The organism is Streptomyces sp. NPDC005533 (assembly GCF_042871845.1).
Taxonomy (GTDB): Bacteria; Actinomycetota; Actinomycetes; order Streptomycetales; family Streptomycetaceae; genus Streptomyces.
Map to the genome: position 1 here is coordinate 388,504 of NZ_JBIAJH010000001.1, position 14,524 is coordinate 403,027.

At 73.2% G+C, this 14,524-nt stretch carries 7 protein-coding genes; 3 read left to right on the forward strand and 4 right to left on the reverse strand.

Features of this window, described 5'->3' with window-relative positions; all coding sequences use genetic code 11:
* Positions 1-60 precede the first annotated feature (60 nt).
* Together ACFYP3_RS01785 and gabT are read right to left on the reverse strand one after the other, a co-directional pair.
* Positions 61-873: a phosphatase PAP2 family protein gene (locus ACFYP3_RS01785; RefSeq protein WP_388825069.1), complete on the reverse strand. Its 813-nt coding sequence runs from the start codon at positions 871-873 to the stop codon at positions 61-63.
* 156 nt (positions 874-1,029) lie between these two features.
* Positions 1,030-2,376: a 4-aminobutyrate--2-oxoglutarate transaminase gene (gabT, locus tag ACFYP3_RS01790; protein ID WP_388825072.1), complete on the reverse strand. Its 1,347-nt coding sequence runs from the start codon at positions 2,374-2,376 to the stop codon at positions 1,030-1,032.
* A 253-nt stretch (positions 2,377-2,629) separates the two neighbouring features.
* On the opposite strand from gabT, the gene ACFYP3_RS01795 reads away from it, so the two are divergent.
* The 3 genes from ACFYP3_RS01795 (at position 2,630) to ACFYP3_RS01805 (ending at position 8,121) form a co-directional block, all read left to right on the forward strand.
* Complete coding sequence (locus ACFYP3_RS01795) at positions 2,630-4,744, forward strand: ATP-binding protein (RefSeq protein WP_388825075.1); 2,115 nt, start codon at positions 2,630-2,632, stop codon at positions 4,742-4,744.
* 142 nt (positions 4,745-4,886) lie between these two features.
* The gene (locus ACFYP3_RS01800) at positions 4,887-6,467 is read left to right on the forward strand and encodes a PucR family transcriptional regulator (RefSeq protein WP_388825078.1); all 1,581 of its coding nucleotides are present in this window, start codon (positions 4,887-4,889) and stop codon (positions 6,465-6,467) included.
* Positions 6,468-6,675: 208 nt separating this feature from the next.
* The gene (locus ACFYP3_RS01805) at positions 6,676-8,121 is read left to right on the forward strand and encodes an aldehyde dehydrogenase family protein (RefSeq protein WP_388825081.1); all 1,446 of its coding nucleotides are present in this window, start codon (positions 6,676-6,678) and stop codon (positions 8,119-8,121) included.
* 67 nt (positions 8,122-8,188) lie between these two features.
* On the opposite strand, the gene ACFYP3_RS01810 is transcribed toward ACFYP3_RS01805, so the two are convergent.
* Together ACFYP3_RS01810 and ACFYP3_RS01815 are read right to left on the reverse strand one after the other, a co-directional pair.
* Positions 8,189-11,596 carry a Swt1 family HEPN domain-containing protein gene (locus tag ACFYP3_RS01810; protein WP_388825084.1) on the reverse strand — a complete coding sequence of 1,136 codons (3,408 nt, stop codon included), beginning with the start codon at positions 11,594-11,596 and terminating at the stop codon, positions 8,189-8,191.
* Positions 11,596-14,457, reverse strand: a complete 2,862-nt coding sequence (locus ACFYP3_RS01815; protein WP_388825087.1) for a DUF1156 domain-containing protein — start codon at positions 14,455-14,457, stop codon at positions 11,596-11,598. Before ACFYP3_RS01815 ends, ACFYP3_RS01810 begins: the two co-directional genes overlap by 1 nt.
* Positions 14,458-14,524 lie beyond the last annotated feature (67 nt).

The following is a 14,524-nucleotide window of genomic DNA, read 5'->3' on the forward strand; positions in this document are numbered from 1 at the left end:
GCCGCCGAAGGGCTCCGGCCCGCCCGGCACCGCGAGGGCGCCCGGCAGCCGCCCGACAGGTCACCTCGTGCGGGCGGCCCCCGGCCGTGAACGCGTACTTCCGCGGCCGGAACGACCGCGCGCGACCACCCAGCCCACGCCGAGCAGCAGGGGCGCGCACATCAGGAGGCTGGCCGCCACGTCCAGGGGCCAGTGCCAGCCGCGCAGGATCAGGCCGGTGGCCGTGGCCCCGGTGAGGGCGAGGGCGAGGGCCGTCGGCCAGGGGCGGCGGGTGTACGGGCGGACCAGCAGCGCGGCGCCGACGTAGGCGACGGCCGCGGTGGCCGTGTGGCCCGAGGGGAAGTAGCCGGCGGCCCAGGGTTCCAGGGGGCCCGGCCGGGCGGTCCACTCCTTGAACGGGATGACCAGGGCCGGCACCAAGGCCATGGCCAGGCCCGCGGCCCCGGCGGCGAGGCGCCGGCCGCGCCGGGCGGCGTAGGCCATGGCGAGCGCGAGGACGGGCACGGCGACCGGGATGTTGCCGAGGTCCGAGAGGCGTTCGGTGACGGCGTCCGGGACCGTGCGCACCAGGGCGCGGCTCAGCTCGTGATCCGGCGTCAGCAGCGGGCCGGAGACCAGCACCTGCCAGGTGATCAGGGAGAAGAGGAGGCCGCAGACCGCGGCGCTCAGAAGAGGAATGGCCGGCCGTCCCGGAACAGGGGGGGTGGTTCCGGGACGGCCGCCCGGACCGGGTTGCCGCACGCCCCGGGGGGTTTGGGGCGAACGGCTGTCCGATCGGTGAGGAGTGTGCGCGAACGCATGCCCAATACGGTGCTGGGGAAGCCCGGTACTGGTGTCGCCCTCGGTTTCCCGTGAGCGGGGTGTCTCACTCATCTGCAGAAACCGTACGGCAGCGGAAGGGGGACCGACAGCAGGATCGCGTTCCCGCCATCGGCCCCCCACAGCTTCTTCACAGCGTCCGCCCGTTACCGCCGGTAGGGATGGGGGCGGCTGCGTGCGGACGTTCTAGCCGTCCGCTCAGACGTCCGCTCAGACGTCCGTGCCGATGGCGGCGAACGCGGCCTCGATCAGGTCCAGGCCCTCGTTCAGCAGGCCCTCGCCGATGACGATCGGGGGGAGGAAGCGGAGCACGTTGCCGTAGGTGCCGCAGGTGAGGACGAGCAGGCCCTCTGCGTGGCAGGCCTTGGCGAGCGCGCCGGCCGCCTCCGGGAACGGGGTCTTGGAGACCGGGTCCTTGACCAGCTCGATCGCGATCATGGCGCCGCGGCCGCGGATGTCGCCGATGATGTCGTACTTCTCCTGCATGGCCGTCAGGCGGGCCTTCATGAGGGACTCGATCTTCTTCGCCTTGGCGTTGAGGTCGAGCTTCTTCATGGTCTCGATGGAGCCGAGCGCACCGGCGCACGCCACCGGGTTGCCGCCGTAGGTGCCGCCCAGGCCGCCCGCGTGGGCGGAGTCCATGATCTCGGCGCGGCCGGTCACGGCGGCGAGCGGCAGACCGCCCGCGATGCCCTTGGCGGTGGTGATCAGGTCCGGGACGATGCCCTCGTCCTCGCACGCGAACCACTGGCCGGTGCGGCAGAAGCCGGACTGGATCTCGTCGGCGACGAAGACGATGCCGTTCTCGTTGGCGAACTTCACGATCGCGGGCAGGAAGCCCTTGGCCGGCTCGATGAAGCCGCCCTCGCCGAGGACCGGCTCGATGATGATCGCGGCGACGTTCTCGGCGCCGATCTGCTTGGTGATCTGGTCGATCGCCTGGGCGGCGGCCTCGGGGCCGCAGTTCTCGGCACCGGTGGGCCAGCGGTAGCCGTAGGCCACCGGGACGCGGTAGACCTCGGGGGCGAACGGACCGAAGCCCTGCTTGTACGGCATGTTCTTCGCCGTCAGCGCCATGGTGAGGTTCGTGCGGCCGTGGTAGCCGTGGTCGAAGACGACGACGGCCTGGCGCTTGGTGTACGAACGGGCGATCTTGACGGCGTTCTCGACGGCCTCGGCGCCGGAGTTGAACAGGGCCGACTTCTTCGCGTGGTCGCCGGGGGTCAGCTCGGCGAGGGCCTCGCAGACCTCGACGTAGCCCTCGTACGGGGTGACCATGAAACAGGTGTGGGTGAAGTCGGCGAGCTGCGCGGAGGCGCGGCGCACGACGGCCTCGGCGGAGGCGCCGACCGAGGTCACGGCGATGCCGGAGCCGAAGTCGATCAGGCGGTTGCCGTCGACGTCCTCGATGATGCCGCCGCCCGCGCGGGCCGTGAAGACGGGCAGGACGGAGCCCACGCCGCCGGCCACCGTCTGGAGGCGGCGGGCCTGCAGCTCCTGCGACTTGGGGCCGGGGATCGCGGTGACGATCTTGCGCTCCTGCGGGACAGCGGTCATAGGGGGCTCCTGGGGGGTGTTTTCGGACGCACTTGTGTCTTTGTCCGCAGGCTAGGCCCGGGGGAGGGGGTCCTGCATGCTCCGTTCGGTAGTGATCTCCGCGTGTCCTTGTCCGCGACGGCCATAGAAGGGGGCCGCGGGGGGTCTTGTGGACGGCGCGGCGAACCGGAGGGCCGGTACGGGCCCACGGCCGACGCCGGGCAACTACATTGAGCGACGCAGCAGCGCAGGCACGGTCAGGGGGCAGGGGTTCATGGACACCGACGGCACGCACGAGACGCGCCCGGCCCACGCCGGGCACATCCCGAGACCGGCCGCCCCGCCGCCCCAGGGCCTCCCGCCGAAGCCGTCCCACGCGCCGGCGGCCGGGCCGACGCTGGGGGACTGGTTGCGCGTCCCGCGCTCCTCGGACGGGCCGGGCGTGTGGACGTACGGACACGTGCCGCGGTCCGCGGAGGAGCCGGAGGAGACCCCCACCCGCCAGCTGATCAGCGGCGCCCTGATCTCCCTGCTGGCCGGGCTGCTGCTGTGGTCGCTGCTGGTGAACAACTACCTCGGCGGCTTCTGGCTGTGGCCGCTCTACATGTTCACGCCCGACTCGTGGGCCCGCACCAATGCCGCCGTCGTCGCCGCGTACGTCTGGTACGCCATCGTCATCGGTGCCCTGGTCTTCGGCTTCGGACGCCTCGGCCGCTGGCCCGAACTGGGCCGCCGGGCGATCCGCGGCCGCGCCGCGCGGCCCCGGCACCCCGCCGGACCGGTCGGCCCCGTCGCCGGCGGCCCGGACGATCCCGCCCGGTGGCCGCAGTTGCGGGAGGTCGGGTTGGGGGAGGTGGCCGATCGGTTGGAGGGGGAGGCCGGGGCCGGGCGGATGAACGACGTGGACTACGCGCGCATCCGGCGCGCCTGGGATTCCGTGCGCGTCGACCCCTCCCGGATGCGGGCCTTCGCCGAGGCCGTGCGCGACAAGGGCGCCGCAGCCTGCGTCCACCCGTCCGGCGCGCGGGACCTGCCCGTGCGGGCCGCCCGGCACGATCTGCTGGCCCGGCAGGTGCTGCTCGGCACCGTCGCGGACGGCGCGCGCAACCCCTACGCCCGCCGCGCCACCGGATTGGCCCTCGACCCCGACGTGCTCGGCACCTCCCTCCTCGCCGTCGGACCCTCCGGCAGCGGCAAGACCCAGCGCCTGGTGCGGCCCGTCGTCGAGTCCCTCATGTTGCAGGCGCTCGCCGGCCAGGCCGCCGTCGTCGCCGTCGGCGCGGCCGGGGCCCCGCTCGGGCCGGACACCGGCTACGACGTCGTGGTCCGCATCGGCGACCCCGCCTCCGTCTACGACCTCGACCTCTACGGCGGCGCCGCCGACCCCGACGAGGCCGCCACGCTGCTCGCCGACGCCTTCGTCGGGGACGTCCCCGGGATCGACGTGCGCCGGGCCGCGACCGCCCTCGCCCAGCTCCTCGGCCCGTTCCGGGCGGCGTACGGCCGCTTCCCGGCCGTGCCCGAGCTGCGCGAACTCCTCGACGGGCTCCCCACCGCCTTCGAGGCGCTGCGCGGTGAGCTCGCCGGGCAGCAGGCGATGCTGCGCGAGCTCGACGCCCGGACCCGCCAGCACGGGGCCCACGGCGACCCCGGACCGGCCCTCGCCGACCGGGTGGCCCTGCTGGACCGGCCCGCCTTCGCCGGGTTCTTCGACACCACCGGCCAGGGGCAGCCGTTCTCGCTGCGCGCCCTGGAACACCCGCTGCGCGTCCGCGTCGACCTGCCCGAACGCGGGCACGCCGACGCCTCCCGGATCCTGGCCCGGCTGCTGCTCAGCCAGTTCAACGCCGCGGCCGCCGCCCGCACCGACCGCTCCCTCTTCGCCTTCCTCGCCCTCGACGACGCCTCGCAGACCCTGACCGCGGAGACCGTGCGGGGCGTCCAGCGGCTGCGCTCGGCGCACGCCGGCGTACTGCTCACGCTGCGCACGCTGGACGACGTACCCGAGGCGCTGCGGACGCCGCTGCTCGGGGCGGTCGGCTGCCGCATGGCCTTCTCCGGGGTCACCACCTGGGACGGCAAGCGCTTCGCCGAGGCCTGGGGCACCGAATGGGTGGAGACCCGCGACGTCACCCACCGCACCGTCTTCGCCGACCAGCCGCTGACCCGCGCCATGCACGCCTTCCGCAAGCTCGTCACCGGCAAGGCGGTCACCACCGACGCGGTGACCGTGCGCCAGGTCGAGCGGGAGCGGTGGTCCGCCTCGGACCTGGCGCACGCCGTGCCGCCCGGGCACGCGGTGCTGTCGCTGACCTCGGTCCGCGGGGAACGGGCGGCTCCGCTGCTGGTCCGCCTGGCCGAGGGCGGCGGGTCCGGCCCGACGGCCTGACCCGCGCCCCGACCCGTACGGGGTGGCAGAATCGAGAGGAGCCGTTCGTACGTAGAGGCGAAAAGTGTCTGCGGTGGCTCTGTTCCCCTGCAGCTCTGCACCCGCGCCCGCCGTCCCCTCCCGCCAAGGCCCCTGGAAACCGATGCCGCTCACCCTCGCCTCACTCGTCCAGCACTCGGCGCTCAAGCTCGGCGTCCGGGCGGGGGAGGGCCGCCTCGACACCCCGGTGCGCTGGGCCCACGTCAGCGAGCTCGCCGACCCCGTCCCGTACATGGAGGGCGGCGAGCTGCTCCTGATCACCGCGATGAAGCTGGACGCGGAGGACCCGGAGGAGATGCGCCGCTACGTACGCCGCCTCGCCGCGGCCGGGGTCGTCGGCATCGGCTTCGCGATCGGCGTGAACTACGAGGAGATCCCCGAGGCGCTGGTCGAGGCGGCCCGCACCGAGGACATGCCGCTGCTGGAGGTGCCGCGCCGGACCCCCTTCCTGGCGATCAGCAAGGCCGTCTCCGCGGCCCTCGCGGCGGACCAGTACCGGGCGGTGACCGCCGGTTTCGAGGCGCAGCGGGAGCTGACCCGCGCCGCCCTCTCCGCCGACGGGCCCGCCGAACTGCTGGCGAAGCTGGCGGCGCACGTGCACGGTTGGGCGGCGCTGTACGACACCTCGGGCGCCGTCGTCGCGGCCGCCCCCGACTGGGCCGCGCGGCGCGCGGCCCGGCTGACCCCCGACGTGGAGCGGCTGCGGGAGCGGCCGGCGCCCGCCAGCGCCGTGGTCGGCGGCTCGGAGGACCGCGTCGAACTCCAGTCCCTGGGCACGGGCCGGCGGGCGCGCGGCGCGCTCGCCGTCGGCACCGGGGCCCCGCTGGGCACCGCCGAGCGGTACGCCGTCCACTCCGCGGTCGCCCTGCTGACCCTCACCACCGAGCGGTCGCGCTCGCTGCACGACGCCGAGTCCCGGCTGGGGGCGGCGGTGCTGCGGATGCTGCTGGCGGGCGAGGCGGAGCACGCGCGGTCGGTGGCCGGGGACCTGTACGGCAACCTGCTGGAGGCGCCGTTCCGGCTGATCGTGGCCGAGCCGGCGCTGCCCGGGACCGCGCAGCCGGAGGGTCTGGCGCTGCTCGCCGACGCCGTGGAGTCGGCGGCCGCCCGCACGGGCGAGGCGCTGCTGGTGGTGCCGGAACCGGGGCGGCTGATGGTGCTGGCCTCCGATGCGGGCCCGGCCGTCCAGGCGTGCGCGGACCACGCGGAGGCACTGGAGTCCCGGCGCGGCCGGGACGCGGCCGGACCCGAACCGGACGAACTGGTCGTCGGCCTGTCGGCCCCGGCCGGCCCGGAAGGCGTGGCGGCGGCCCTCAAGCAGGCCGACCAGGCGCTCGCCGTGGCCCGCCGGCGCGGGCGGCCGATGGTGGAGCACGAGGACATGGCGGCGGGCTCGGTCCTGCCGCTGCTGGCCGACGACGCGGTACGGGCCTTCGCGGACGGCACCCTGCGCGCGCTGCGGGAGCACGACGCGACGGGCCGCGGCGACCTGGTGGCCTCGCTGCAGGCCTGGCTCTCGCGCCACGGACAGTGGGACGCGGCCGCCGCCGACCTCGGCGTGCACCGGCACACCCTGCGCTACCGGATGAAGCGGGTCGAGGAGATCCTCGGCCGCTCCCTGGAGGACCCGGACGTCCGCATGGAGCTCTGGCTCGCCCTCAAGGCCACGTCGGCCCCGTCGTAGTCGCGTAGCCGACCGCCCGTCGGCGCCCCGGGGCTGCCGGAGCGCCCCTTCCGCCCGGCCGGGGCGGCCGGACCGGCCGGGCGACAGTGACAAAGCGGCGAAGCCCGACGACCCGCCGCTCCATCTGGGACAAACGCCGAAACGCCGGCGGAGTCCTACGGTGGAGGGGACAAGCCCCACCGCACCCATCCGAAGGGCCGGGATTCGCATGACTTCCACCCACGCCTTCTGGCTCGCCGGCCGCCAGGCCACCGGCGAGGACAGCTTCGACGTCCACTCCCCGTGGGACGGCCGGCTGGTCGGCACCGTCAGCGTGCCCACCGACGAGCAGGTCGAAGAGGCCGTGGCCGCGGCGCACGCCGTGACGGCGGAATTCTCCGCGACCCCCGCCCACGTACGGGCCGCCGCCCTGGACCACGTGTCCAAGCGGCTCGCCGAGCGCACCGAGGAGATCGCCCAGCTGATCTCCGCCGAGAACGGCAAGCCCATCAAGTGGGCCCGCGGTGAGGTCGGCCGTGCGGTGTCCGTGTTCCGCTTCGCCGCCGAAGAGGCCCGCCGCTTCAACGGCGGAGAGGCCCAGCGCCTCGACACCGACGCCGGCGGCGTCGGCCGGCTCGCGCTGACCCGCCGCTTCGTCAAGGGTCCGGTCCTCGGCATCGCGCCGTTCAACTTCCCGCTGAACCTGTGCGTCCACAAGGTGGCCCCGGCCATCGCCGTCGGCGCGCCGATCATCCTGAAGCCGGCCCCGGCCACCCCGCTCTCCGGGCTGATCCTGGGCGAGCTGCTCGCCGAGACCGACCTCCCGGCCGGTTCCTGGTCGGTCCTGCCGGTCGCGAACGACAAGATGCCCGACCTGGTCAAGGACGAGCGTCTGCCCGTCATCTCCTTCACCGGCTCCGACACCGTCGGCTACGCCATCCAGCAGTCGGTGCCCCACAAGCACTGCACGCTGGAGCTCGGCGGCAACGCCGCGGCCGTGGTCCTGGACGACTGGTCCTCCGAGGCCGACCTCGACTGGGCCGCGACCCGCATCGCGACCTTCTCGAACTACCAGGCCGGCCAGTCCTGCATCTCCGTGCAGCGCGTGATCGCCGACGCCTCCGTCTACGACCGCCTCGTCGAGAAGGTCGTCGCGAAGGTCCAGGCCCAGGTCACCGGCGACCCGAACGACGACGCCACCGACGTCGGCCCCCTCGTCTCCGAGGCCGCCGCCCAGCGCGTCGAGTCCTGGGTCGACGAGGCGGTGTCCGCCGGAGCCAAGCTGCTCACCGGTGGCAAGCGCGAGGGTGCCTCGTACGAGCCCACCGTGGTCGCGCACGTGCCCGACGGCGTCAAGTTGGCCACCGAGGAGGTCTTCGGCCCGGTCCTGACCCTCCAGCGGGTCGAGAACACCGACGAGGCCTTCGCCGCGGTGAACGACTCGAAGTTCGGTCTGCAGACCGGCGTCTTCACCCGGAACATCCAGACCGCGTTCCGCGCCCACCGCGAGCTCGAGGTCGGCGGCGTGGTCGTCGGCGACGCGCCGTCCTACCGCGCCGACCAGATGCCGTACGGCGGCGTCAAGCAGTCCGGTGTGGGACGCGAGGGCGTCCGCTACGCGATGGACGACTACACGTACGAGCGGGTCCTGGTCCTCACCGGCCTCGACATCTGATCTCGTACGACCCGAAGGCCGACGGCCGGAGCCCACTGTGCGGGGGCTCCGGCCGTCTCTTTTTTTGTCAGTTCTCCTCGAAGCCGCTGTCCTCGAACTTCAGCTGGACGGCGTTCTCGCGGACGGTGCGCACCTGCTGCTCCGTGAACCCGTCGGCGGTGGTCGCGGTGATCTCGATGCGGACCTCCAGGTGGACGCCGTCGGCGGCTTCGAGGTGCGCGAGCACCTCCTGCTGGATGTGGGCGAAGTCAGCGGCCGGGCGGTTCGGGTTGAGGGCCTTGACGCCCCAGAACCTCCGCGCGACCTGCCGGGCCACCGGCAGCGGGGGCTTGGGGCCGGCGCCCGCCGGGTGGGGAGCGGCGGTACCCGGCTGCGGGGTGCCGGCCCCGCCGTGGGCGGCGGCCGCCGGGACGGCCGGCTCGGCCGGCGGCGCGGCGACGACCCGCGCGCGCTGGGCCACGGCCCGGCCCGGCTGGACGAGGAGGGTGTCGTCCGTGACCGAACCGGGTTCGGGCTTGTCGCCGTGGATCCACAGATTCCGGTATTCGCCGGAGGCCTCGTCGTAGCCGTCGGCGAGGGCGAAGGCGTCCTGCTGCCACAGAAGGACGTCCGCGGCGCCGAGCACGGCCTGTTCGAGCACCTGCCGGTGGGGCAGCCGCTTCAGGTACGGGTACTGCGTGTACCAGGACCACAGGTCGCCGAAGCGCACGTGCCCCTTGCCCCACGCATTGGCCAGGGCGTTGTCGAGGGCCATCCGCACGAGCGTGGCCCCGAGCACGGGGGTGATCCACCCCTTGGCCCTGAGCGCCGCGGTGACGCGCTCGGCCAGGGGGCCGCCGTCCTTGGCGACACGGGTGAAGGAGATGGTCGGCCTCCGGCCCGGCACCTCGGTCGGGACCAGCGCCGCGGTGAAGGCCGCGCGGACGCGGTCGTCGACGGCCGCGTCCAGCTGGCGGGCCCGGGTGACGGACTGCTTGCGCTGCTGGGCGCTGAGTTCGAGCTCCTCGGCCTCGTCGGCGATGGACTGCCAGGCCCGGTACTCGCGCACGACGCCTTCGAGTTCGGGGTAGGTCTCGCGGTCGGCGGCGACCATGACGAGCATGTTGCGCCGCTGCCGCTGCCCGCTGCCTGCCTCCCTGAGGAGGCGCTCGGCGAAGTCCGCGGCGGTGGAGGCGTCCTTGCCCCAGGTGAACCGCGGGTGCAGCACCACCAGCTTGAGGACCTCGGAGTCGGGGACGTCCCCGGTGTCGAGGGGCGCGGCGTGCACGGCGCCGAAGGCCGCCTTGGGCGCCTTGCCCATGGCCTTGAGGCGTTCGACGATCGTGGCGTGCACGTCGGCCTCGCCGTAGCCGGCGGCCCGGTCGGCCGCCACCCGGGAGACCGAGGCCGCCAGGTCGTACCAGGAGCGGTCGCCCTCCTCGTAGAAGTACGTGGCCCGCTGGCCCAGCAGGGCGCGGGCGTCACCCATGTGGTTGATGACGTCGCCGGGCACCGCGGTGCCCAGGCGGAGCTGCTGCATGTCGACGCCCTTGTGCGCGGAGCGCAGGGTCGGGACGGTCGCGATGAACACCGACCGGGCGACGCGCCGGGTCAGCGCCCGCTGCCCGAAGGAGGGGCGCTCGCGGTCGATCTGGACCGGGGTGGCCCCCTCGCCGTCGACGTCCTTGTCGACCACCGGCTTCCAGTTGTCGTCGAGGTACTTGGTGATCTCGCTGAAGACCTGGGTGTCGTGGACGGGCACCGCGCCCGGGGTGATGAGCGGCGCGGTGTCGTTGGCCGCCCACAGCGCGTTGATGACCACGCTCATCAGACGCAGCACACCGCGGGTGCGCTGGAACTTCGGCAGCGTCGACCAGTCCTCGTAGAGCCGGTCGAACAGCTCGGGGTGGATCGGGTACGCCGCCCGGATGCGTTGCTCGTACTCGACGGTGGTCGTCTCGCGCGGGAAGAACCCGGTGTTCTCCTGGTAGTACTTCACGTACTGCTTGGCCACGGCGGAGATGTCCGCGAGGGCCACGGCATCGGGTTCCTCGAACAGGCGGCGGCGCACGATCTCGAAGGACTCGATGTTGTTCGCCGGCCGCCAGTCGTCGGCGTTGCGTCCGATGGTGTGCTGCAGGGTCTCCAGAGCGACGTGCCCGTTGGGGCCGCCCACCTCCAGCGCCGAGCCGCCTCCGCCGTTGTCCAGGGAGTCGGAGGCGGGGATGGAGACCACGAGCATGACGCCCGGGACGGACTTGGCCATCTCGGTCAGGTGCTGGGCGAAGGTGTGCTGGGTGGCGAAGGATCCGCCGGGCAGGTCGTCGCGTCCCACGAGCTGGCGGGCGTAGGCCACCCACTCGTCGACGAGGATCAGCACGCTCTTGCCGTCGGTGACGACGTCGCGCACGACGGCGTCGAGGGCGTCACCCGGATCGGTGCCGGTGGCGTCGGCCATCGCGACGCGGTCGTACGCCGCGCGCCCGCCGAGCTGCCAGGCCAGCTCCCCCCAGATCGTGCGGACCCGGGTGCCGTCGTCCTTGACGATCGGCTGGCTCGGGGAGAGCTTCGTGCCCACCAGCGTGACCCGCCGCACGTCCAACGACCGCAGCGGGTCGTCCCCGGCCGCGGGCAGCGCGGCGTGCACGACGTCCTGCACGCCCTGGGACAGCGCGCTCGTGGCCAGCCCCTCGGAGAACAGGTGGTACAGGGCCAGCATCGAGTGCGTCTTGCCGCCGCCGAACTGGGTCTGGAGGTTCACCACCGGGCTCGCGCCGGCGTCCCCGGACAGGCGCTTGAGCGCACGGGTCAGCAGGTCGGACAGCCCGCTGGTGAGGTAGGTACGGGAGAAGAACTCCGCCGGGTCCAGGTACTCCGGCGCCGCGGTGTGCCCGTGGGCCACCGCGTACAGGTCGGCGGCGAACTCGGCGGCGGAGAACTGTCCGCGGATCACGTCGGCGTGCGGCCGGACGACCTCGCGCCACGGCTTGATCGTCGTACCGGCCTGCATGCCGGCCACCTTGACCGCCTGCGCCTCGCGCATCAGCCGGTTGCGGGTCTGCTTCTCGAAGACCTCCCGCTGGTGTTCCATGCGCATCCTGGCGACCGCGTCGGCCTCCTCACCGGCGCCGATCACCGTCAGCAGGCGCTCGATCGTGTCCAGGGCGCGGTAGGTGTCGTCCGAGGAGAACTTCTGCCCGTGGTGCGCGGCGTTCGCCGTCTCCCGCAGCTCCGAGGCCAGGGCGGACTGCGGGCGCGAGAGGTCCTTCTCGAAGACCTTCCAGCGCTCGGTGACCATGCGCAGCAGGAACCGCACGTCCTCCCGCGCGTACGTCTTCGGGATGCCGAACTTCGCCGTGTCCTCGGCCGAGATCAGCTCGATCCAGTCCTTGCCGGCCGGCGCCTGGGCGGACATGCGCATGTCGACCCACGGGCGCATGCCCTCCATCAGCTGGTCGAGGCTGCGCAGGACCTTCTCGTTGTTCGTCAGCGCCATCAGATCTCCTCCCCAAAGAGCATCTCGGCCACGGCGGCCGGGCGGATCGTGGTCGACGTCGCGCAGACGTCCGCCCACGCGCCGCCGAGCCCGTTGAACAGGCCGGCGGTCAAGGAGTCGTGGGACTCCGTCAGTTCGTAGAGGCGGGTGGCCAGGCGGTTGACCTCGTCCAGGTCCACCCGGCCCGCCACCTCGGACATCAGCCGGGCCGCTTCCTCGCGCCCCTCGGTCGCGTACGCCCGCGCCAGGTGGCAGGTGACCTCCCACAGCGTCAGCCGGTCGTCGAGGGCCGGCACCCACCGGGCGTCCATGTCCTGCGGTTTGACCAGCGCGACCTTCCCCGCGCCCGAGGTGAGGGATCCGCCGCGGGCGATCCCGTCCACCGACAGGCCCAGCGGGACGGCCAGCGACTCGGCGTCACCGTAGGGGCGCGTGTCCCAGCCGTAGGAGCGGAACCAGTCCAGGCAGAAACGGGTGTCGGCGTCCAGCTCGGCGTCGTGCTCGTTCTGCAGCGAGTCGAAGGTCTGGTTGATCAGCGCGAGCGCCGTCTTCACCGACATCGTGGAGCCGTCGTCCTCCAGCACCCGGGAGAACCGGGAGAACACGGCCATGCCGGGGCCGAGGATCGTCTGGCGCAGGTCCGCGGGCGCGATGGCGCCCTCGCGGATCCGCGGCAGCGCCTCGTCCAGCTCGGTGTGCAGCGCCGCCAGGAATCCCGCGCGGTCCGTCGCGGGTGCGGTCGTCTCGCGGGGCCGCAGGGCCAGCACGATCGACGAGGCCAGGGCGTTGGTGCCCACCGAGATCATCCGGCCGCCGCGCTCCGAACGGACGGGCCACGTCGCGGTGATGGTCCAGCCGCCCCGGACCATGCCCTGCAGGAAGGTGGACCACCCGGTGGAGGCGACGCCCTCCTTCTCCAGCTCGGCCTGCTTGAAGGCGTAGAAGACGGTGATGGGGTAGTCGGGCGAGGCCGTCTCCCGGGCGTGCGCGAAGACGTGCTGGAAGCCGTTCTCGAAGAACTCCTCCGCGTTCTCCTTGCTCCCGTGCCGGTACGGGTTCGCGACGAGCTCCTCCGCCTTGGGAACGAGCATCGTCTGGAACAGGTCCGGGTGGATGCCGCGCAGGGACCGGCGCAGCCAGACGTAGAAGAAGTCCGACAGGTCGGAGTACCCGATGTTGTCGTAGTAGGGAGGGTCCGTCGACACGAGGAGGCCCGTGTAGTCGCGGCTCGACGCGTCCGCCTGGGTGACCGTGCCGTGCGTGGACGCGGGAAGCATGTCCAGGGCCCGGGACACCCAGGTCGCGCTCCACTCGATGTCACACGGTCCCTTGCAGAACGTGTTCCCCTCGGCGAAGTCCCAGAGCATGGGCAGGGCGTGCCGGGAGAACGTGTCGGAGACGCTCTCCTTCGACGGCGCGGAGTTCCAGCGGCACAACGACGAGTTGGTGGAGGCCAGGCGGCTCACCGCCTGGCCGAGGTACGTGGCGACCGCGTCCGCGTACGCCGCGGCGCCCGTGCCGCCCTGCGCCAGCCGGGAGCCCGCGGGCAGACCGGCGGCGACGGCGTCGGCGAGCACCTGCTCGCGCGCCTCGGCGATCAGGTCGGTGAAGGTCATCAGCGTGGTGAGCTGCCGGTCGGTGAACAGGTCGGAGAACTCGGTCAGACCGTACTGGGGCGGCGAGAACCAGCGCGGGTTCGTCGCGATGGACCCCATGGGCGCGTCGTCCGGCCGGGGGACCTCGGCCGCCTTCGCGTGCTCCTCGTCCGGGGCGAGGTAGACGCGGCGGCGGTTGCCCTCCGCGACCACCGACATCAGCTGGACACCGATCCGGCCGGCGGCTCCCTCGGACCGGATGACCGTCAGCTCGACGAACCCCCCGCAGGCGACGCAGGTGGCGCCCCTGCTACTCGTCATGGTCCCGTCGTGCGTCTTGGTGGGGGCCTGCTTCGGGTCGTGCCCGACGCCGAACTCCACCCGCCGCCCGCCGGGCGCCGCCACGTCGTCCACCACCGTCGGGACGACGTACGCCTCCTTGCCCTTCTTCTTGCCCAGCCACCAGGAACGCACCAGGGGCATCCGGATGCCGCACGCCGGATTCGGGCAGACCACCGTCCGGGCCCAGACCCACGCGATGACGGTGGCCTCGGTGGTCTTCCCGGTGGGCTCGCCGTCGGGTCCCGGCACCGGCACCCGCGCCGTGGGGTACAGGTGCCCGAGCCGGGCCCGGGCGCGGTCCCGCATCCAGGCGCCGTAGCGGCGGACGTCCTCCGCCAGACCGGTGGCACGGGGCCAGGGGAGCAGGAGCTCCTCCGCCGCGCCGGGGAAGACGGGCGGCTGTCCCGCGAACTTCGGCGGGATCTCGATCAGGGTCTTGTTGATCAGTACCGGCACCGGGTTGAGGTCGCTGGCGTGCGCCGGCAGGCCCAGGCGCTGCGCCTCCAACGGGATCGTCCCGCCGCCCGCGAAGGGGTCCAGGACGGCCGGCGGACTCCCGCCGGTGCTCTTGAGGATCTCCTCGCGGGCTTCCCGGTACAGACCCTCGTCGCTGATGTTCTCCCAGACCACGAGCCGTCGGATGATGCCGTGCAGGCGCTCGCGCTCCTTCTTCTGCGCCTCTTCGGTGGGGAACAGCGCGGGATGCGAGGAGGGGTCGTCGACGAGCTGGGCGAAGAGCACCGCCCGTGCGGCCGCCAGGGGACGGCGGGCCCACCACAGGTGCAGCGTGGACGGGTGCCCGTGGCGGATCGACTTCTCTCGGGCCGACTCGGCGTTGATGTCCTCCAGCGGGAGGGAGACCTCGATGAGCTTGCGTCGGGGGACGGAGCCTGACGGCGTTCCGGGCTGCACTGCGGTGTTCACCTACTCAATTTAGTTTCCGGGGCGCTCGAACCGTGCCTCGGGTGGTCTTCGAGCGGGGGGGGCGGGA